The sequence below is a fragment of the Paenibacillus agricola genome (assembly GCF_011440305.1).
In the GTDB taxonomy this organism is placed as follows: Bacteria; Bacillota; Bacilli; order Paenibacillales; family NBRC-103111; genus Paenibacillus_S; species Paenibacillus_S agricola.
This window is the reverse complement of sequence record NZ_JAAOIW010000005.1, coordinates 310,655-329,838: the sequence shown is the minus strand read 5'-3', so window position 1 is coordinate 329,838 and position 19,184 is coordinate 310,655. Positions and strand designations below refer to the sequence as shown.

21 protein-coding genes are annotated in these 19,184 nt (G+C 46.4%); 13 read left to right on the top strand and 8 right to left on the bottom strand.

Annotated elements, in window-relative coordinates; all coding sequences use genetic code 11:
* Positions 1 to 3: 3 nt before the first annotated feature.
* The 3 genes from G9U52_RS16495 to G9U52_RS16485 form a co-directional block, all read right to left on the bottom strand.
* Positions 4 to 1,137, bottom strand: coding sequence for an alanine racemase (locus tag G9U52_RS16495; protein ID WP_166151441.1), 1,134 nt, complete (start codon positions 1,135 to 1,137; stop codon positions 4 to 6).
* A 1-nt stretch (position 1,138) separates the two neighbouring features.
* Positions 1,139 to 1,795: a helix-turn-helix transcriptional regulator gene (locus G9U52_RS16490; RefSeq protein WP_166151439.1), complete on the bottom strand. Its 657-nt coding sequence runs from the start codon at positions 1,793 to 1,795 to the stop codon at positions 1,139 to 1,141.
* A gap of 150 nt (positions 1,796 to 1,945) precedes the next feature.
* The gene (locus G9U52_RS16485) at positions 1,946 to 2,821 is read right to left on the bottom strand and encodes an AraC family transcriptional regulator (protein ID WP_166151437.1); all 876 of its coding nucleotides are present in this window, start codon (positions 2,819 to 2,821) and stop codon (positions 1,946 to 1,948) included.
* Between the two features lie 116 nt (positions 2,822 to 2,937).
* Between G9U52_RS16485 and G9U52_RS16480 the strand changes: the two genes are divergently transcribed.
* Positions 2,938 to 3,930: a glycoside hydrolase family 130 protein gene (locus G9U52_RS16480; protein ID WP_166151435.1), complete on the top strand. Its 993-nt coding sequence runs from the start codon at positions 2,938 to 2,940 to the stop codon at positions 3,928 to 3,930.
* Positions 3,931 to 4,220: 290 nt separating this feature from the next.
* A complete protein-coding gene (locus tag G9U52_RS16475) occupies positions 4,221 to 4,991 on the top strand; it encodes a thioredoxin-like domain-containing protein (RefSeq protein ID WP_166151434.1) in 771 nt (256 codons plus the stop codon).
* A gap of 20 nt (positions 4,992 to 5,011) precedes the next feature.
* Here G9U52_RS16475 and G9U52_RS16470 read toward each other — a convergent pair whose 3' ends face one another.
* Both G9U52_RS16470 and G9U52_RS16465 read right to left on the bottom strand, forming a co-directional pair.
* Positions 5,012 to 6,394, bottom strand: a complete 1,383-nt coding sequence (locus tag G9U52_RS16470; RefSeq protein WP_166151433.1) for a Glu/Leu/Phe/Val family dehydrogenase — start codon at positions 6,392 to 6,394, stop codon at positions 5,012 to 5,014.
* Between the two features lie 167 nt (positions 6,395 to 6,561).
* Positions 6,562 to 6,990 (bottom strand): VOC family protein, encoded by a 429-nt coding sequence (locus G9U52_RS16465; RefSeq protein WP_166151432.1) that lies wholly within the window; start codon positions 6,988 to 6,990, stop codon positions 6,562 to 6,564.
* A gap of 146 nt (positions 6,991 to 7,136) precedes the next feature.
* On the opposite strand from G9U52_RS16465, the gene G9U52_RS16460 reads away from it, so the two are divergent.
* The 4 genes from G9U52_RS16460 to G9U52_RS16445 all read left to right on the top strand — a co-directional run bounded on the left by G9U52_RS16460 (position 7,137) and on the right by G9U52_RS16445 (position 11,479).
* Entirely contained in the window at positions 7,137 to 7,466 is a 330-nt protein-coding gene (locus G9U52_RS16460) for a DUF3892 domain-containing protein (protein WP_166151431.1), read from the top strand.
* 266 nt (positions 7,467 to 7,732) lie between these two features.
* Positions 7,733 to 8,854, top strand: a complete 1,122-nt coding sequence (locus tag G9U52_RS16455; protein WP_207953017.1) for an ROK family protein — start codon at positions 7,733 to 7,735, stop codon at positions 8,852 to 8,854.
* 254 nt (positions 8,855 to 9,108) lie between these two features.
* Positions 9,109 to 10,029 carry an NAD-dependent epimerase/dehydratase family protein gene (locus G9U52_RS16450; protein ID WP_166151429.1) on the top strand — a complete coding sequence of 307 codons (921 nt, stop codon included), beginning with the start codon at positions 9,109 to 9,111 and terminating at the stop codon, positions 10,027 to 10,029.
* A gap of 199 nt (positions 10,030 to 10,228) precedes the next feature.
* The gene (locus G9U52_RS16445) at positions 10,229 to 11,479 is read left to right on the top strand and encodes a Gfo/Idh/MocA family oxidoreductase (RefSeq protein WP_166151428.1); all 1,251 of its coding nucleotides are present in this window, start codon (positions 10,229 to 10,231) and stop codon (positions 11,477 to 11,479) included.
* A gap of 59 nt (positions 11,480 to 11,538) precedes the next feature.
* On the opposite strand, the gene G9U52_RS40915 is transcribed toward G9U52_RS16445, so the two are convergent.
* Positions 11,539 to 11,661 (bottom strand): hypothetical protein, encoded by a 123-nt coding sequence (locus G9U52_RS40915; RefSeq protein ID WP_279538652.1) that lies wholly within the window; start codon positions 11,659 to 11,661, stop codon positions 11,539 to 11,541.
* A 72-nt stretch (positions 11,662 to 11,733) separates the two neighbouring features.
* On the opposite strand from G9U52_RS40915, the gene G9U52_RS16435 reads away from it, so the two are divergent.
* The 6 genes from G9U52_RS16435 to G9U52_RS16415 all read left to right on the top strand — a co-directional run bounded on the left by G9U52_RS16435 (position 11,734) and on the right by G9U52_RS16415 (position 15,954).
* Positions 11,734 to 12,240 (top strand): type 2 periplasmic-binding domain-containing protein, encoded by a 507-nt coding sequence (locus G9U52_RS16435; protein WP_166151424.1) that lies wholly within the window; start codon positions 11,734 to 11,736, stop codon positions 12,238 to 12,240.
* On the top strand, positions 12,241 to 13,635 hold the full coding sequence (locus G9U52_RS16430) for a sulfatase family protein (protein ID WP_166151422.1): 1,395 nt from the start codon (positions 12,241 to 12,243) through the stop codon (positions 13,633 to 13,635). It begins immediately after the preceding gene.
* A 19-nt stretch (positions 13,636 to 13,654) separates the two neighbouring features.
* Complete coding sequence (locus G9U52_RS40040) at positions 13,655 to 14,236, top strand: nucleoside hydrolase (RefSeq protein WP_243767377.1); 582 nt, start codon at positions 13,655 to 13,657, stop codon at positions 14,234 to 14,236.
* Positions 14,187 to 14,621, top strand: coding sequence for a nucleoside hydrolase (locus tag G9U52_RS40035; protein WP_243767376.1), 435 nt, complete (start codon positions 14,187 to 14,189; stop codon positions 14,619 to 14,621). Before G9U52_RS40040 ends, G9U52_RS40035 begins: the two co-directional genes overlap by 50 nt.
* Positions 14,622 to 14,675: 54 nt before the next feature.
* Entirely contained in the window at positions 14,676 to 14,822 is a 147-nt protein-coding gene (locus G9U52_RS16420) for a hypothetical protein (protein ID WP_166151420.1), read from the top strand.
* 88 nt (positions 14,823 to 14,910) lie between these two features.
* Entirely contained in the window at positions 14,911 to 15,954 is a 1,044-nt protein-coding gene (locus tag G9U52_RS16415) for a metallophosphoesterase family protein (protein WP_166151418.1), read from the top strand.
* Positions 15,955 to 15,996: 42 nt separating this feature from the next.
* Here the strand turns inward: G9U52_RS16415 and greA are convergent, their stop codons facing one another.
* A complete protein-coding gene (greA, locus tag G9U52_RS16410) occupies positions 15,997 to 16,473 on the bottom strand; it encodes a transcription elongation factor GreA (protein ID WP_166151416.1) in 477 nt (158 codons plus the stop codon).
* Positions 16,474 to 16,938: 465 nt separating this feature from the next.
* Here greA and G9U52_RS16405 point away from each other — a divergent pair, with 465 nt between their 5' ends.
* The gene (locus tag G9U52_RS16405; RefSeq protein WP_243767375.1) at positions 16,939 to 17,679 is read left to right on the top strand and encodes an SDR family NAD(P)-dependent oxidoreductase; all 741 of its coding nucleotides are present in this window, start codon (positions 16,939 to 16,941) and stop codon (positions 17,677 to 17,679) included.
* Positions 17,680 to 17,840: 161 nt separating this feature from the next.
* On the opposite strand, the gene G9U52_RS16400 is transcribed toward G9U52_RS16405, so the two are convergent.
* Positions 17,841 to 18,905 carry a Gfo/Idh/MocA family protein gene (locus G9U52_RS16400; protein WP_166151414.1) on the bottom strand — a complete coding sequence of 355 codons (1,065 nt, stop codon included), beginning with the start codon at positions 18,903 to 18,905 and terminating at the stop codon, positions 17,841 to 17,843.
* Positions 18,906 to 19,184: the final 279 nt, after the last annotated feature.

Below are 19,184 nucleotides of genomic sequence, written 5' to 3'. Positions count from 1 at the left end.
TAGCTATTCCAGCATGCCGCGCCCTAAAACAGCCATCTCCTCGAATTCTGTGCCATTCGTGAAAAAAACTTTATTATGCAGATTAACGGTGCTGCATATATGGTTAGGAATGATTCGAAGCCGGCTACCGATCTGTGGGTTGACATGCTGCGAGCTTGGGCCTAGCCGCAGCATGCCGTGCTCCTCGGAAAGCCGCTCTAACACGGCATCGTCCAAGCCTTCAATATGGCCAAAGCCTTGAAGCATAAGCGGCTGGGTGTTTGGCTGTACATCGGTGGCGAACGTTTTGCTGCCGCCGTCGATAACTGCCAAATCCGCGGAAGGTCGGCTTACGACCGTAACCCATACGCTGCCTGCGCAATCGTCCAGGCTGCAAACGCCCAGTTGAGCCTGCATGCGATCTTGATACACATAGGTTCCCGGACGGATTTCGGTAACGCCTTTGACTGCTGCGGCATACATGCCTGTTGGAGTGGAGCCTACGCTCACATCAAGGATAGGAATGCCACTCGCGCGCAGACGCTCAGCCAAATCGGCCATGATTTGGCCTTCATCTTCGCCAGCTATCTGTAAGTCAAGCGTGGGCTTCTGCTTATAGATCGCTCCGCGGAACGTATAAATACCAGTCAAATGCAAATGCTCCAGGCTATGGATACGGGTCGCCAGCTCAGGTGCTTGATCGTATAGTACGCCAGTCCGGCGTAGTCCCGTATCAATTTCCAGCCTCACCTGAAGCTTATGCCCGCTGCGGCCGGCAGCTTCATTCATTCGCTCAGCGCCTTCTAAACTATCCACGGCGGCAATCAACGTAATTTGCTTGCTTAAGCGGATGGCGCGTTCGATTTTATCTTTCGTCACAAGGGGATAAGCGATAAAAATATTCGTGACTCCATGCTCTACCATAACCTCTGCCTCTGAAACCTTGGCCACGGTTATGCCCACGGCTCCGGCTTGCAGCTGCTGGTGGGCTACCCAAGGCAACTTGTGTGTTTTGGCGTGGGGACGAAGCTGAACCTGATTATTGCGGGCAACCTCTGCCATATTACGGATATTGCGCTCCATTATGGCCTTGTCAATGATGATGCAGGGAGTTTCCGGTTGAGTCTTAACGATGGATTGACTTGCTGCCTCCGTCATATTATTCCTCAGTCCTTTCAGCTTGAGATTTGCTTTCTTCCAAATAGCTGTATAACGTGTACTTGGAGATGTTCAAGTAGCTGCATATTTTCTCGCCGCTTTTCTTGACCAAGAAGGCGCCTTTCTGGTCAAGCAGTTGAATCATTCTCATCTTGTCTTCTTTCGCCATCACGGCCACCGGTTTGCCAACCTGCTCCTGAGCTTCCTGAAGCAGCGCATCGAGTAGGTCGCTAACATTGCTGACGAATGATTCCTTAATATCTAGCTGCTGGCCACCTGTCGTTAATGAATCAAGCGTTCGCTTAGCCAGCATTAGCTCGGTCACATCATAATTGATGCATATGGCGGCAATCGTAATGCCTGCCGGATTTTTCTTATAGATGGAAGTAGAGCGAAGGATACGGCCGTCTTTCGTTTGCGTAAGGTAATTGAAGCGATTGCCGTTAACATGGCTGCCTCTTAGAATCTCCAGTCCTAGATTTGTGCCGGGATCGCCAATTTTTCGACCTGTTACATGACCGTTCTCAATCGCGATAATGGTGCTTGCATAGTCCCCAGTCAAATCATGAAGCACGACCTCACATTGGTTTCCGAATTGAGCGGCGATGCCCTTAATAATTTCGCTAAAGAATTCAAAATCTTCACGAATAGACTCCATCGTTCATCACGGTCTCCTCTAGATAAAAGTGCTTATGTAACCCTAACTTGTGTAAAAGTAACTCCTGAAAAAATGATAACACAAATAAAAATAAAAACAAACATAAATTTAGTTTGCATGAATAAAAGTTTGTTTTATATGTCGTGTATCTCACAACCCACCATTGCGGCGGTAGGCGGTTGGTGTCGTGCCTTTCTGTTCGCGGAAAATGCGCGAAAATGTTTTGAACGACTGAAATCCGACTTCATAGCCGATGTCGGTGACGGCATGGTCTGTGGTGAGCAGCAGGCTGCAGGCGTGGCGAACTCTGACTTCGTGCAGGAAGTGGAGGAAGGTAACACCTACCTGGTCCCTGATGCATTCGGTAATTCGTGAAGGGCTATGCCCAAATGCTTCAGCAAGGCTCATCAAGGATAAATCCTCCAAATAATGCTGATGTACATAGCGGATGATCGGCCAAACATTAAGCGACGGCCTGCTGGCTTTGGCGAAAGGGATAGCTGGTGCTGGCATCAGGAGGCGGCGTTCGCGGTCAAAGCCCGCCAGCAGCTCCAGCAGCCTTGCGCGGATTAAGGACTGCCGCCAAGGGAGCTGGGTTTGCGTATATTCGGCAAACAATCCTTCCCATAGCCGCCGGCAGTATTCTGTGGTTTCTCCGGCCGTATGGAGGAAGGGCGGAATATCCCCATCCTGCCACAGCAGCTCCCAAGCCTCCTCGCCAAAGGTGCCTGTCAGCAGGTTCATGTCGAACATGCAGTTATACAGCACAAGTGGCTCGACTGAAGCCGTGCGAAGCTCATGCACCTGGTACGGCAGCAGAAACGTAAACGTGCCAGGTCGCATATCATGGGCATGGCCGTTGATGTACTCGCAGCCGTAGCCGGATAGCACGAATGAGCATTCAAGGAAGTCATGGCGGTGCGCCGGGAACTTCTCCTCTACATGGTTGATGGAGATATGGATCGGAAAAAGGCGGTCAATCGCCGGGTAATCGGTAATCTGTTTGTAGATCGGGAAAAAAGTCATAACTCCTCCTCCGAAAATTTGAGATATGGAAGCCGCGTTTTGGCATGAACATCAAGTCCTTCTATCCTATCATGAAAGCGTAACAATAATAAGCCATGATGAGAGGAAGATCGAAGATGTCCATACCCTTAATTGGAGCTCTGCGCTCCAGCACAGTTATTCACCGCCATCCTGCCAATCCGGTGCTTGCACCCAAGGATGTGCCTTATTCCCCTTCACTCGTTTTCAATGCAGGGGTTACGAAGTTTGAAGGCAAATATATCATGGTCTTTCGCAACGATTACGCGGATATGGGTACCAAGCAGATGCTGCCCGGCAGCACAACCAATCTTGGTCTCGCTTACAGTAATGACGGGATTCACTGGGATGTTCAGCCGCTTCCATGCTGGGAGTGGAATGATGAAGAAATTATCCGTGTGTACGACCCGCGGCTAACGGTGCTTGAGGGCAAGGTTTACATGTGCTTTGCCGTGGATACGAAGCATGGAGTTCGCGGAGGGATTGCGGTCACGGAGGATTTCTCCAGCTTCAAGGTGCTGAGCATGAGCATCCCGGATAACCGTAACATGGTGCTGTTCCCGGAGAGGATCAACGGGAATTATGTGCGGCTGGAGCGGCCTTTTACCGTATACAGCCGGGGAAGAGACCAGTTCGATATGTGGCTATCTGAATCTCCCGACCTTCGTTACTGGGGAGATTCAGACCTTGTGCTTGCGGTTGAGCAGGTGCCTTATGCGAATGACAAGATCGGACCCGCGGCACCGCCGATTAAAACCAAACAAGGCTGGTTGACCACCTTTCATGCGGTGGACATTGATTCAAGCCGCGGCAAAAACGGCTGGGAAGCATCCTGGATCAAAAGGTATTGCGCCGGCATCATGCTGCTTGATCTGGATAACCCGCGCAAGGTGATCGGGATGTACAAGGAGCCGTTGCTTGCCCCAGAGGCTCCTTACGAAACCGATGGATTCCGCAGCGATGTTATTTTTCCAGGAGGAATGATTCTGGAGGACTCCGGCGAGGTGAAGCTGTATTATGGTGCAGCCGATACGGTGGAATGCCTCGCAACAGCCGATGTTGATGACTTGATCCGGCTTTGCTTGTCGTGAGGATAATCCCGCCGATTCGGATATCTTCATAAAAAAGGCTGGCATTGCCTCCCCCAAAATATGGACTATAAGCACCTCTGGATAACCCTTGTTCAACTGGGACCCGCGGTGCTTTTCTTTTGAAAAATACGAATCTATTGCTTATTTATACACTTGATATTAGAAATCAAATACACTACAATATATAGTGCAAGTGGTCAGCTTTAGCCGGCCTGTCTTATGTGAGTGAGATAGAGCCACTTTTTTTATACATCAACACTACAATATGTAGTGTAACTGGAGGAACGGGTATGGATATGAATATGCAAGACGCAGGCAGCACAAGTATGGATATGCAGCATGGAAGCAGCATGAGTATGAGCGCCAGTACGATCCTGTTAGTTATAGGAATAGTTATTCTTATATGTTCAATAATCGGTTATGTTTACGCGTCTACATTAAATAAGACCGAAACAAGGGGCTTAAAAAAAGAACAGAAAAACGCCTTGAAAATGAAAAGCAAATGGGCAGCTAGAGCTTCACATTTTTTACTAAGTGCCGGAATAGTCGTTATCTTAAGCTTTTTCATTCAAGCTAATATTAGCAAAACGAATATCGAAAATTTGAATCACCAAGCTGCGATTCAAGTGACCGATGATAAGGATTACGGGGGAGGCCATTCGGATGCTCCGGTCCAATACGAAATGAAAATTCCTACCTCCGGCACCCACAGCCCGCATGATTTGAAATTCGGTTTTTACAAAGAGAAGCCGGCTATCGAGAAATTGGTGCACAACTTGGAGCATGGCGATATTATTATTTATTACCACCCGAATGCAAAGCCGGAAATAATCGACAAAATTACTGAGCTTACTCATTATAAAAAAGCAGGCTCAGGCATTTTGGCGGTACCTTATGGAGATGTAGTGTCCAGCAATGAAATTGTGCTTACAGCTTGGACGAAAACCTTGGAGCTGCCCACCTTCGATGAGCAAAAAATGGGCACATTTATTTATCAATTTATTAATAAGGGCCCAGAGGATATTCCAGCAGAGATTCGCAGAGGTGGCGGAACCATGTAAATGCTGATATGACTAAGGGTCTAGTAAAGCTTGCCCTGGCGATACAATACTGTTGAAAGCTTCATAACGGCGTGATTGTAGCAAGTTTGGCGCAAGGAGACAGGTTCCTTAAAAAATAACGGCAATACCGTACGCAGGGTTCCCTGCATTTTATTGTAAAGCTGGTTAAATACCTGCTCCTCCTCATAAAATTGCGTTTCACGTCCTTGCAGCCACTCGAGGTAAGAGACGATCACACCACCTGCGTTGGCCAATATATCCGGGATAATGATCACACCGTTATCCATTAAGATTTGGTCCGCTTCAGCGGTTATCGGAGCATTGGCGCCTTCTATAATGATCCGGGCTTTAATGAGCTCGACATTTTGCTGATGGATTTGCTCCTCCAATGCAGCTAAAATTAAGACGTCTACCTGCAAATAAAGCACGTCCTCACGTCCCAATATTTGTGCGGTCACACCCTGCTCGGCCAGCTCAGCCTCAGTGGTAGGCAGGTCGCCGCCGTGCAGAGCCGCAAATTCAATCAGCAACGGAATCGGCAGGCCCTCAGGATGGTAGAGCGTCACATTCCGGTCACTTACCGCTACTACTTTGTTGTGCAAATAGGTGCATTTGTAGGCTTCCAGTGCAGCAACGGCACCTACATTACCAAAGCCTTGAACGGCAATGGTTAAGGGGCGATTCATATGGGCTAGTGCAGTTTGTGCATAAGGGTTATTGGTTTTATCGACAAGCAAATCGCTTAATTCATTAAGAAAATCATGGATCATATAACGGAAGGTGAAGTACACACCTTTGCCCGTTGCTTCTCTGCGGCCAAGCGAACCGCCATTGATAACACTTTTACCTGTGAAGCTCCCGAGATAGGGCATTCCGGGGTGGATGCTCTTGTATTCGGCCATCATCCAATCCATTTCACGCTCACCCGTCCCCATATCAGGTGCAGGGATATCTTTATCGGGACCGATCACATCACTGAAATATTGTACATATTTTTTGCAGATGAGATAAAGCTCCTTCACGCTGTAATTGCGAGGATTGATAACTACTCCACCTTTTCCGCCTCCGAAAGGAACTTCATGCAGCGCATTTTTCAATGTCATAAGAGCTGCGAGATTCGTAACCTCCTCTTCATTGACGGATTCATGGAAACGGATGCCGCCTTTATAGGGTCCCAGTGTGTCGTTATGTTGAATGCGATAGGCTGGAATGCGGACAACATTGCCATTATCCATAGGAATACGTAAAAATGCTTTATGTGCTTTATTGGGTGTCGAGAGAATGGCATTTAAGGAAACAAAAGCTTGCTCTCTAACCTCGCCCTGTAGATGGGTCAGGAAGGATGGATCCCCCAACAAGGTTTGCAGGGATTGCTCAACGATGGCTCCGGTTTGACTGGACATAAACATAAACCTCCTGTTTGTATGTAACATATAAATAGGACTGCTTCATCTTAACATAGTGTGAAAAGTAATCCAAAAAACGCCAGTTTTTGAATATACAAAAAGGATACAAGGCTTTTCTTTAGAAGAGAAGCTTTATATCCTTTTTATTTAGAATAGAGACTGTGTTACATTTGGGCTTGTTCACTTTCATGGCTAAACTGCCATCCAATGCCAAATTTATCTGTTAAGCTGCCATAGCATTTGCTCCAAAAGGTTTCTTGAAGCTCCATACCTACTTTGCCGCCTTCTTTCATTTTATTAAACAAAGCTTTAATTTCATCTATGCTCTTGTTAGTGATCGCCAGCGTGATATTGTTTCCTTCGATAAAAGGCATACCAGGAAAAACATCAGAAAACATGACATTACTTCCATTAATGTTGAGGCGTGTGTGCATGATTAGTTTTTTGGCTTCCTCTGGAAGCGGATAGCTGGGGTCTGGAGGGGTATCTCCAAATGTCATCAATTGGGGAGGTTCGGCTCCGAAAACCTGTGCATAAAAGGATACGGCTTCCCGGCAATTCCCATTAAAATTGATATAAACATCAACAGCCATCGGATTCACTCCTTAGTTTTTAATAGGTTGTGTTTACTTGTGCTTGATAAGGTACATTGTAGCATTCATCTATTAATAAATAAATATACGCCAATTGACCATAAATTTGGATGCTTCTGGGTATTCTATTGAACGAGGTGATGAAGATGGATCAGGATCAAACGAATCCTAATTTCGAACAGATTTATCAGGACTACAAGCAGCAGGGTGAAATGCAGGCAGCACAGAATCAGATACAAGCCGCCGCGACAGATGGCAAAGAGTCGATTGTGGCTGTGCGTAAAAACGACGACGGCAATATCATAGCATTTCAAACGTCCACAGGGCGTAAGCTGGATTATGTGGCAGCCTTGAATGAAGCAAAAGCGGGTGCTTTGGCCAATGTGGATGTATTCGAACGCTACGGCCGTGAAATTTTGCGAAGCGAGCCGGATGGTACTCCACAAAACAATTTGGATAATTTACCGACGTTTTAAGTGTCCTAGCTTACGAGCACACCGCGGAGCCAGCACAATAAAGAGCCGTCAGGATAATCCCTGACGGTTTCTTCAATAGGTTCAGAAAGCTCTTAACAGGCTATATGGTTTGATTAATACTAGTAAAAGCGATATAATAATCTGTTATAAGTTCTCAATAACATTAGTAGAAAGTGGTGGCTCCAGTGCTAACTCTAGCAGCACAAGTTCTCCAAAAAATTCGGAGGGCCAAGTTCCCACTGTCGAAGGCTGAACTCGCTAATGAGATGGCTGTTTCGTTGTCGGCTGTTTCTGTTCATGTAGAACGATTGCTTGAGCAGCAATTGATTAAGGTGTCCCATATCGGCGCTTCTAGTGGCGGCAGAAAGCCTAAACAATATACATGTAATGAAAAGTATGGCCTTATTTTATCGATCGAATTAGGAACCACATCCGTGCAGGTTGCTTATACCGATTTTAATTGTGAAATTATTGGCGTAACAACCTCAGCTATTTCTATCGGGGATGGTCCCGAGCATGTATTGGACCATATTTATCGGTTATCCGAGCAGCTATTATCCGAGCTTGAGCTTGGCAAGGAAACGGTCAAAGGAATCGGTATCGGGATACCAGGGCCCGTTGATTTTGAAATGGGGATGCCTATCGCTCCGCCTATTATGCCGGGCTGGGACCGTTATCCAATCAGGGAGTTTTGGGCGAGGCATTATGATTGTTCCTGTTATGTAGATAATGATGTGAATATTATGGCGTTGGGTGAGCATGCAAAAGGCTTGAATTTTGAGGTGGATAACCTTATTTATATGAAGGTAGGCACGGGTATTGGCTCAGGTGTTATTTACGACGGCAAGCTATACCGGGGGGCAACGGGAAGTGCCGGGGATATTGGGCATTTTGATATTGGCAGTGATTCGGTATGCTGGTGCGGAAACCGGGGGTGCCTGGAGGCTGAAGCAGGTGGCAAAGCAATCGTCGCCAAAGGGATGGACATGGCATTGTCAGGTAAAAGTGGCTATTTGCTAAAGCAGCTTGAGGATCAAGGCAAGCTTACGCTGGAAGATATCGGAAATGGTATCCTCAAGCTGGACCCTGCTTCAGTGGAGCTGGTGCGTGACAGTGGGCTATTGATCGGACGGGTCATTGCCTCCATCGTCAATTTCTCCAATCCGGCGCTGGTGGCGGTTGGCGGGAGGGTTTCCGAATTTGGCGATTTGTTCCTGGCTGCACTTAGACAAAGCGTTTATCAGCGATCCTTGCCGCTCGCGACTCGAAACTTGGCTATCAATAAATCCATATTGGATCATAAAGCGGGTCTTGTCGGTGGGGCTTTTATGACGATTGATGAGCTGATTACCCAAGCAACTAATGATGATGTGAGCTGTTTTCTTTAAGCTTGTACTTAACCTTTCAATTTGGAATAGGCAATTGCCTCCAATGCGAGAGGTTTTTTTTCTGTTTAGTACTATTAAATTCCAACGGAGAACCATCAGGGTGTTACCTCAACAACTTGCAAGGATTTTTAAAACGAGGCAAAGATCGTATAAAATGAGGAATTAATAATTAATAAATATATTTGCTTAAGATCCTTATGTTGTAATATTAGTGTGTATAATATTCTTATATGTTACCTAAGGAGGAAGATTTTGTGGGAAAGCAAGCACTAGTTATTGGTGGCACAGGATTCTTGGGATGCGCAATTGTTGAAGAATTAATCAAGGGGGGCTGGGAGGTTAGCTCATTAGGCAGGGGAAATAAACCCAACCATTCTAAGAAAGCTGAATTTATTCAAGCCGATCGCTCCATTCCAGGAGCTATGGAAAGTGCACTTAATAACCGGAAGTTTGATCTTGTCGTTGACTGTGCTGCCTATAACCAGATGGATGCTGAGCATGCATTGAACTGCTTTCGAGACAGGGCTGCCCATTACATTCTGATCAGCACCGATTATGTATATGCAGCAATTCATGGAACTCGATACCCAATAACTGAGCAGCATCCAACCCAAGAGGAATTGACTTACTCCAGTGGAAAGTTAGATTGCGAAAAACTTCTACTTGATGCATGGCATGAGTATGGATTTCCAGTCACTGTCCTAAGGCCGCCTCATATATTGGGGGCTGGACGTTCATTAGGGTGTGATCAAGCCCAAGGGAGAGATGCGGGACTGCTCCATAAAATCAGGCAGGGCGAGGGACTGGTACTAGTTGCCGAAGGTCAGATGTTAATCCAACCCGTATGGAATCGGGAAATTGGGGCTTGTATAGTACATATTGCCGGTCAAGGCGCAAGCTTCGGTGAAATATTCCATTGTACAGGACCAGATGCCGTAACAGCTGAGGATTATTACAGGATCATTGCCGATTATTTGTCTGTACCCTTGGTTTTCGAGTCCATGTCGCGCGCTGCTTTGATCCAAGAGAAACCTAATGTCAAGCATCATACTCGCCATCGACTATATGACACAAGTCTTTTGCAGAAGAAGACAGGCTATATTCCCCAATATAAATTACAGACTGCCATTCATGAAACGATCGAATGGATGGAGCAGCAGCTGTTTAGTCAGTAATCCGATCAGCTCAGATGTTTATCCAAAGGAGATAAGAGTAAGAGGCATGTATGTTCCTAGCTATACAAGGGAGCAAGCATGTCTTTTTCGCATCTATGCATAATTTTGACTAACCCGAAATATATATTTTTGTAAAACGTACTTATAGTATTGAAAAATATAAGTAGGTTTATTATAGTTATAAGTGAGGTGAGAGATCATGCGTAAAATAAAAGCAGCGGTGCTCGGAGCAGGGCTGATCGGTAAGGCCCATATTGAAGCGATCCGAAGATTGGGTTATGTAGAGGTTGTCGCCATTGGACAAAGCACGCAAGCAACGGCAGACCAATACGCGCGCGAGCTTCATGTGCCTAAAGCATACGGGAATTATATAGATTTATTAAACGATGAAGAAATTGAAGTTATTCATAACTGTACGCCTAATCATATGCATTTTGAGATGAATAAGCAGGCTTTGCTTCATGGAAAGCATCTGCTTAGCGAGAAGCCGATGACGCTCACAAGTGAGGAGGCGAAGGAGCTATACCTATTGGCAGAGGAAAAGCAGCTTGCTACAGCCGTTAACTTTGTGTATAGGCAATTTCCGATGGTCCAGCATTTGAAAAGCATGGTAACGGATCACGATCTTGGGGATATAAGAATCGTGCAGGGGCATTATTTGCAGGATTGGCTGTTTTATCAAACGGACTATAACTGGCGTATGGAGCCTATGTATGGAGGAGAAACGCGAGCGATCAGCGATATCGGTTCCCATCTGTATGACCTTGTGCAGTATGTGACAGGCTTGCGGATTACGGAGGTTTTGGCTGATTCCGCGATTGTGATTCCTCAGAGGTTTAAACCGACGAATAGCAGCCATTCATCGAGTGATGCATTGAATGCTTCATTGAATGCCCAACCCAGCACTCCATTGAGTGCTTTCTCAAACGCTCCAACCAGTGCTCAATCGACGGCTTCATCAACTACTGTTTTGAATCAAGGGGAAGCTTTAGAGCTTATTGATATTAAAAATGAAGATTATTGCGCGGTGCTTGTGAAGTTTAATAATGGGGCTCGGGGTGTATTGACGGTTTCTCAAGTATCGGCTGGCAAAAAAAACGCGCTTGGAATCAGCTTGGATGGCTCTATTGCATCGGGAGCATGGGAGCAAGAGGAGCCCTGTAAGCTAACGCTTGGTTATCGGGACAAACCGGGAGAAACGGTGATGAGGGATTCCAATCTTGTGAAAAAGCAAGCGATTCCTTTCGTACATTACCCTAGCGGCCATGTCGAAGGCTGGGCAGACAGCTTGAAAAATATGATGCATCAATTTTACGGGTCTATCTCCAATCAAGTGGGGATCCCCGACTCCGTAGCCAGCTTTAAAGAGGGCTACCAGATCATGCTTATTAATGAGGCTATTGTCCAGAGCGCCAAGTCGGGAACCTGGGTTAGTGTCATTCAAGTGTGAGTGGCTCCAATCCATCTAGGACTGCAATCTCTCTGCAAGAGGTTTGCGAAACGACGCACTTAATGCATCGGGAACCGCTGCGGAAGGATAATGCCGGTCCGTCCAAGCAGCGCCTGCGCGCGGGTTTGTACTTCAAGCAACAGGGCATGCTCGTCCAGCGCTAATACTTTGCGATCCCGCATTAGCCATTTGCCATCACACATGGATGATTCCACATTGCTGGAGGTCATGGCATACACAATGCCGGCAATGCGTTGAGTGAGCCAGGGAAAGCAGAACGAATCGTAAAGCTGCTTAATTATATGTATAAGGATGGTTACTCGGGTGGCTTGGGAGGCCAATTCCTTGATTTTGGAGCTGAGGGCATTCATCATAAATCGGAAAATGGCAAGATCACCGGGCTGCTTCCGCAATTAGCGAAAGACCAAAATGATTATATGACTCCATATACAATGGGGGGCGTACCGAATAATCATGATGTGATCAAGCTGCAAGCGACGAAAAGTGAATATGAATCCTTCGAAAAGATGAATGCAGAAAGAAGTAAAGGCAATCAAATCGTGAGCTACTTTTATAGTACACTTCCATTCAGCTATGACGGAGATAAGTATGTGAAGGAAGCCTCCTTGAAATTCATTTATGGCAAAGAGGATTTCAGCAAATGGGATGAATACGTCAAGACGCTGAACGAGCGTTATCAGTTTACTAAGGTGCAGGAAATACGTACACAGGAATTGAAGGATTTGGGGTTGTTAAAATAGATGGAGTCTACAATAAAACCAAATCTGCTCTTTATTATGGCCGACCAGTTCCGCTGGGATGGTATCGAATGTATAGGCAATTGGACGAGGACGCCTCATCTCAACCGTCTTGCTGGAGAAGGGATCACCTTTACACAATGTGTGACGAATTCTCCTTTATGCCTTCCAGCACGCACCGCACTCGCTACAGGCTTGTACCCGCATCAAACGGGTGTTTGGACGAATATTCGCGGCTACGATCTACCGGAAAATAGCCGCACATGGATGCAGGATGTCCAGGCGGCGGGCTACCGAACCAGCCTGTTCGGCAAAAGCCATCACCATCGTTATCAGGGTGATCTGCGTGACAGGGAATATTTAATGCGGGCCTATGGCTTTGAAGATGTCCATGAAATAGCAGGTCCGCGTGCCAGCATGGAAGCTAGAAGCGATATGACAGATGAATGGGAGCGGCAGGGCCTGTGGCAGTCCTACATCGAAGATTATGAAGAGCGCTATGCCAATAAGCCCTATGTGGCAAGGCCTTCTCCGCTTCCGCTTGCGTTATATGCCGATATCTATGTAGCGCAAAAAGCAAAGCAATATTTGACCGCATACGAGGATGAGCGCCCCTGGTGCTGTATGCTTAGCTTCGGTGGGCCGCATGAGCCTTGGGACACTCCCGAACCTTATGCAAGCTCATATAACCCCAAGCAAATGCCCAAAGCGATTGCCAAGCTGACTGGGAGTATGCAGCGCCCGCAGGGTATGCTCGATGAGATGATGGCCAAGCCGGAGTATGCGCCGCTGATGGATGAGCAAGAGATCGCTCTCTTGCGTGCGAATTATGCCGGTAATATTTCTTTGATCGACGACCAGATCGGCGAAGTGTTGGGGGTACTTGAGAAACGTGGGGAGCTGGATAACACTGTGATCGTGTTTACCTCTGACCATGGCGAGATGAATGGAGATTTTGGACTGCTGTATAAATCGAATTTTTTAAAAAGCTCGGCCCAGGTTCCGCTTATTGTGCGAACTCCTGCAACGAGAACATCATCCCAGGCTGGCTCCCTATTAGAGACAGTGGTGGAGCTGATGGATGTAGGTGCAACCTTAGTTGAGCTCAGCGGGGGGAGCCTGCTATACTCACAGAATGCCCGTTCCTTATGTGCGGTTATGGACAATCCTGCGCTTGTGCATAGAACGGATGCTTTATCGGAAATCAATCAGGAAACGATGCTGCTAACGGAATGGTGGAAAATTGTGCTGAATCGTGAAGCAGAAGCTTATCTGCTATTTAATGTACACAATGATCCTTGCGAACAGATCAATTTAGCGGGTGACCCCAACTATGAGCCTATAGTGGAAAAATTAAAAAAACGAATCGCCGAGCGAATGGCAGAAGGTGCAGATTAAAGAAGGGGATGAAATCAATATGACAATGAAAATGATACTGGATGTAGACACAGGAATCGATGACGCCTTGGCCATTGCCTATGCGGTGGCATCACCAGAAATTGAGCTATTGGGCATCACTGTTACTTATGGCAATACCCCACTCGATAATGCGTTTCGCAATACCTGCGAGCTGCTAAGAATGATGGGAGTGGATACTCCAGCCTATCGTGGAGCCGTCCAGCCACTCTCCAGGCCGGTGGAATTTAGCGGGATCTTCCATGGCAAGGATGGGCTGGGGGAAACGTTAGGCGAAGTGACCGAGCCTGCGCTAAGTGAAATGCATGCTGTCGATTTTATCATCGAACAGGTACACCGATTTGGCAAGAAGCTGACCATCGTCACCACAGGTCCTGTCACGAATCTAGCTCTAGCCATGCTGAAGGACCCTTCGATCATCGCCTTGGTAGGCCGAGTCGTCATTATGGGCGGGGCGGTGATGTCTCCCGGTAATGTAACGAAATTTGCCGAGGCTAATATCATTGTCGATGCGGAAGGCGGCAAGTCTAGTATTGGAATCGGAGCTGCCCATTATCTTGGTTGGGCTGGATGTAACCCGTAAGACCTTATTGACCCGCGACGATATGCTTAGATGGCGGGGCAAGGGAACCGAGCTTAGTACTTTGTTCGCCAACTTCACCGAATTTTATTTGAATGTGTACCAGGTATATCATCCTTATCTGGACGGCTGTGCGCTTCATGATCCGCTGGCGGTTGCTGTAGCCTTGGATCCAACGCTGGTTCTGACGCTGCCTATGTATGTAAAAGTGGATTTGGATAAGGATGCAGACGGCAGAACTGTAGAGGATTTGAATAGGACCTCTCCATCAGGACCCAATACGCTTGTATGCGTACAAGTGGATGCCAAGCGATTTATGGATACATTTTTCCGGCTGCTTGAGATGATTTTAGGAGAACAGAACAAGCGTGGAGATAATCTGGGATAACGTTAAAATCGCGTTTGGGCCGGATGTCCATAGAAAATGTAAGAGGAGTTAATTATGGCGAAACCCTTGAATCAAAGCGAAGATCAGGATGATCGGCACAATAACAATAACACCGCTTGCCATCAGCTCGATGATTTACGGATATGGATATACAATTACGCACTAAGCGCGGCGGATGTACTAGGCTTGGCTGCTCTATAATTGCTGGGAACCGAGGACCATTTTGCAGGCGTCGAATATATGCTATACTTTGGCTATCATTCGGTTTAATGAAGCAGGTGGTGATCTTATGATTTCAAGAAGACAATTTATTAAAAGAATGCTGGCATCGCTAGCTGTGCTCGCAGGTGGAGGTTTGGTTTGGAAGCAATGGCTTGAACCCAGCCATCCGATGCAGGGTGTGCCCACGCCTATAGCAGCATTGGAGTCACTGACAGAAGACGAGTTATCGAATAAACCTTTATTATCCTTTTTCCTGTTGAGCGATCTTCATATTTCGGATGGGATCGCCATTATGACGGATAAACTGCATGCCGCGCTGAAGGATGTCAGCAATTTTGAATCACCTGTAGAATTTATTGTCTTAGGTGGGGATCTTACGGATATGGGACGGGAAACCGACTATAAGCTGCTGCGTCAAGTATTAAGCGGTTATAAGCTGCCTCCGCTTTATGCAAATATGGGCAATCATGATTATTATGATATATGGATCGATAAAAATGGGGATTTTGCCAGGGAAACGATGCCTAATGGCAAGACCGATACCATGGCCAAAGAGCGGTTTATGAAGTTTTTTGGCTATAAGGACCATCCATATATGGACTTCTGGGCAGGTGATTCCCATATGATCATCATGTCCCAGGAGGTTTATGTCGGTGATAAGCCAGAGGTGGGGGAAGGCGCTTGGTATTCCGATGCACAGCTAGCTTGGCTGGAGAACATCATGAAGCAGCATGAGGAAGGAAAACCTGCTTTCGTGTTCATTCATCAGCCGCTGCCTGCTCCAGATATGGACGGAAGACCACATCAAATGATTAGAGCGAGAGAATTCCGTGCCATTCTTAAACCGTACCGTAATGTGTTTGTACTGTCGGGGCATACGCATCGTAACTTTGCAACAGAGAGTCATTATAATCAAGAGAACTCGTTTCACTGGTTCAACAACGCCTCAGTGGGTAAAACACGAAGCGCAGGGAATAATGATGTAGCCCAAGGCATGTATGTGCAGATATATCCCAATGAAGTCGTGGTTCGTGGACGCGAATTTTCGGATCGCAGCTGGATCGAGCAAGCCCATTATAAAGTTAGCTTAGGCAATAAAGCAGAAGCCTGACTAGCCTAACAAATCGAAGTAACGCACTACCATGGAATCCGGTTATTCCGTTGATTTGATTTCAAGCAGCTCATATTGGATAATGCCCATGGGTGCATCGACCTTAATAATATCACCAACCGATTTGCCCATCAGCGAGCTTCCAAGGGGGCTCATATACGAGATTTTGTTCTCAGGAATGTCGGCTTCGGAGGGACCTACAACCCGATATTGTACTTTTTCGGCAAACTCCACATCATTAAGGATAACTATCGAGCCAACATGGACGGTTTTGGTATCTGCCGTTTCGATAACGGTAGCTACTTTTAGCATTCTTTCAATGGTCAGGATTCTTCCTTCCATAAAGGCCTGATCATTTTTGGCGGCATGGTATTCACTATTTTCTTTTAAATCCCCGTAGCTGATTGCGGTTTTAATACGCGCGGCTACTTCTTTGCGTGTGACGGTTTTAAGCTCCTCCAGCTCTTGCTCCAGCTTAAGTAGCCCTTCTGCGGTTAAAATAATTTCGTTTTTAGCCATATGTGCATCTCCTTAGGTTATATGATTGCAAATTTACGGTTCGCTCTTGCATTTTACACTATTTTCACTATTTTCTCCTCTAAAAATAATTATTTTTTTAAATACAGCCTTCATGTGCTAAATCGGGCATTCGATCTATTTGAGTAAACGGGGCGACAACATGGATTTTTTTGAAAAAAGTATCCCTCATAAATGGGTTGCCATCCTCCTGATTTCCACTATTATTTCAATTGTTTCCTCCATTATCATTACGGATACCTATACAAATACAAAGCAAACATTAAAGGAGCGGACCATTGAGGAGAATAGTAATTTAATTTCCGAAGGGAAAGGAATCCTAGGGCGGATGTTGCCAAATATATGCAAACCAACAAGGTGCTTGGCTTACATTGGCCGAAATACCTAGACAGTTAATCTTTACTATACCTGTAACCGAAAAGAGGGATCATGATGATGAGCGCATATATGAACAAAGTTGTTATTATTACTGGTGCTGGGGGAGGGATCGGGCGGACACTTGCGATGAGCTATGCGTCTGAAGCCGCAAAGGTCGCTCTTTTTGACAAGGATGAGCAGAAGCTGCGGGAGACACAACGGTTGATCGAGGAAGCAGGCTACGAAGAGGCCTACGGGAGAGTGCTTGACCTCAGCGATAGCCACGCCATTGCCCCTGCTATCCAAGCGGTTGCAGATCAATTTGGACATATTGATATTCTTATCAACAATGCAGGGCTTGGACGCTCCAAATCGCCCTATGAGCTGGATATCGACGATTGGGATTATGTAATCGATACGAACTTGCGGGCAACCTTTCTATGCTCCAGGGAGGCTGCCAAAGTGATGAGGAAGACAGGCAAAGGTTCGATTATTAATATGGCTTCTACTCGTGCGGAGATGTCGGAGCCGAATACAGAAGCTTATGCTGCATCGAAGGGCGGGATTATTGCTTTAACGCATGCGCTTGCCATTTCATTGGGTAAGGATGGCATCCAGGTGAATGCGATCAGCCCCGGATGGATAGAAACAGGCGATTATAATGCCCTAGGGCTCGCAGATCACCAGCAGCATCCTGCCGGACGAGTCGGGAAACCGGAGGATATTGCTCGTGCCTGCCTGTATTTGACGGCTCCAGACAATGATTTTGTAACTGGAATCAATCTAACTATTGATGGTGGCATGACTCGGAAAATGATTTATTTGGAATAAATCGGCATGCTGACTAGAAAAATTTGAAAACTTTCCATGTACTTGCTTCCCAATTGTACAAAAGAAAGAGGCTGTCCCAGAAGTCATAAACTGACTAAAGTACAGCCTCTTGTAGTTCTAATACGATACAATTTCAAATGCCAGTGCATACAATTGTAATTCTATAGAACAACCTCTCTGCCGGTTTCCGCAGATTTATAAATGGTGGATAAAATTTTGATCATATCCACGCCATGCTCCGGCAGATTGATCGGTTCAGCCCGCTTTTGGACAACCTCGATAAAATGCTTAAGATGCTCGGTGTGTCCGGGAGGTGCGTCTTTTTTTAGGATCGGGGTAATATTCGTAAGCTGTCCGGCAGTTTCGGAAAAGATTTGCAGCTCGCCTTTTCGTAAATTGCAGCCTGCTTTGGTGCCGCGAAGCTCGACGAAGTTCGCATCCTCCTGAATATTGGAAGCCCAACTGAACTCAATTTGCAGCGAAGCCCCATTTTCAAAACGAATAAAGCCGATCGCCAGATCCTCAACGTCAAAGGTGCCGCCTTCTTTTTTCTCGCCAAAGCGGCTATGAACAGAGTTGGAAATTTCATTGTTAGCAAATTTGGTGTAGGTAGCGCCGCTTACGGCAACAGGCTTAGGATTGCCCATTAGCCAAACTGCCAAATCGATAAAATGCACGCCTAAGTCGATCAACGAGCCGCCGCCGGAGAGCTCCTTTGTTGTGAACCAGCCGCCCTTGCCCGGAATGCCTCTACGGCGAACCCAGCCGCAACGGCCCGTATAAACCTCGCCCATATGACCCTCATCAATATAGCGCTTCAAATAGCTGGACGCTGGTGTGAAACGGTTATTTCTCATCGTCATCAGCACCTTGCCGCTGGCTTGTGCGGCATCAGCCATCTTTTGCGCTTCCTCGGGATTGATCGCATCCGGCTTTTCGCAGAATACATGCTTGCCTGCCTTCAAGGCTGCGATGGCCACCTCCGAATGGAAGTAGTTCGACGTGCAAATGTCGATCACATCGATATCGTCCCGCTTCAGCAGCTCACGGTAGTCCGCATAAGCGGATTCAATGCCGTACTCCGCAGCAATTTGCTCTGCCCGTTCCAAATTGATATCGCAAACCGCAACGATTTCTACCTCGGGATGTGCTTGCAAAGGCAACACATGAGAAGCTTTGAAAATATTTCCAACCCCTACAATACCTAATCTTAATTTGTTTGCCATAATGCTCTATTCCTCCTAATTGTGATAAGTATGTATGTCTTTAACGTGTTGCCAATGGCTGATTACATGTGAATTGTTTGCAGATAGAGTTGCTTATAGTAAGTCAATCAATGATTTGACGAAATTTAGTATACATTTATTCAGTCTCGATGTCCTTTACTTATCTTACGATTTTATTCACTTATCTTATTATCATTAATCGTCCAATAGCATGGCTTTACATGTAGATTATGATCAAATAAAATGAATGGTATCGGTTTCACTAGATTGATGTATCTT

Coding starts and splice junctions, on each gene's coding strand:
- G9U52_RS16465 (WP_166151432.1), bottom strand. CDS start 6,990: ATGGCTGTTGATGTTTATATCAATTTTAATGGGAATTGCCGGGAAGCC.
- G9U52_RS16455 (WP_207953017.1), top strand. CDS start 7,733: ATGGCTGTTTCGTTGTCGGCTGTTTCTGTTCATGTAGAACGATTGCTT.
- G9U52_RS16490 (WP_166151439.1), bottom strand. CDS start 1,795: ATGGAGTCTATTCGTGAAGATTTTGAATTCTTTAGCGAAATTATTAAG.
- G9U52_RS16475 (WP_166151434.1), top strand. CDS start 4,221: ATGGATATGAATATGCAAGACGCAGGCAGCACAAGTATGGATATGCAG.
- G9U52_RS16405 (WP_243767375.1), top strand. CDS start 16,939: ATGAACAAAGTTGTTATTATTACTGGTGCTGGGGGAGGGATCGGGCGG.
- G9U52_RS16400 (WP_166151414.1), bottom strand. CDS start 18,905: ATGGCAAACAAATTAAGATTAGGTATTGTAGGGGTTGGAAATATTTTC.
- greA (WP_166151416.1), bottom strand. CDS start 16,473: ATGGCTAAAAACGAAATTATTTTAACCGCAGAAGGGCTACTTAAGCTG.
- G9U52_RS16485 (WP_166151437.1), bottom strand. CDS start 2,821: ATGACTTTTTTCCCGATCTACAAACAGATTACCGATTACCCGGCGATT.
- G9U52_RS16460 (WP_166151431.1), top strand. CDS start 7,137: ATGGATCAGGATCAAACGAATCCTAATTTCGAACAGATTTATCAGGAC.
- G9U52_RS16420 (WP_166151420.1), top strand. CDS start 14,676: ATGGCGAAACCCTTGAATCAAAGCGAAGATCAGGATGATCGGCACAAT.
- G9U52_RS16495 (WP_166151441.1), bottom strand. CDS start 1,137: ATGACGGAGGCAGCAAGTCAATCCATCGTTAAGACTCAACCGGAAACT.
- G9U52_RS16445 (WP_166151428.1), top strand. CDS start 10,229: ATGCGTAAAATAAAAGCAGCGGTGCTCGGAGCAGGGCTGATCGGTAAG.
- G9U52_RS16470 (WP_166151433.1), bottom strand. CDS start 6,394: ATGTCCAGTCAAACCGGAGCCATCGTTGAGCAATCCCTGCAAACCTTG.
- G9U52_RS40040 (WP_243767377.1), top strand. CDS start 13,655: ATGACAATGAAAATGATACTGGATGTAGACACAGGAATCGATGACGCC.
- G9U52_RS16415 (WP_166151418.1), top strand. CDS start 14,911: ATGATTTCAAGAAGACAATTTATTAAAAGAATGCTGGCATCGCTAGCT.
- G9U52_RS16480 (WP_166151435.1), top strand. CDS start 2,938: ATGTCCATACCCTTAATTGGAGCTCTGCGCTCCAGCACAGTTATTCAC.
- G9U52_RS16430 (WP_166151422.1), top strand. CDS start 12,241: ATGGAGTCTACAATAAAACCAAATCTGCTCTTTATTATGGCCGACCAG.
- G9U52_RS40915 (WP_279538652.1), bottom strand. CDS start 11,661: ATGCGGGATCGCAAAGTATTAGCGCTGGACGAGCATGCCCTGTTGCTT.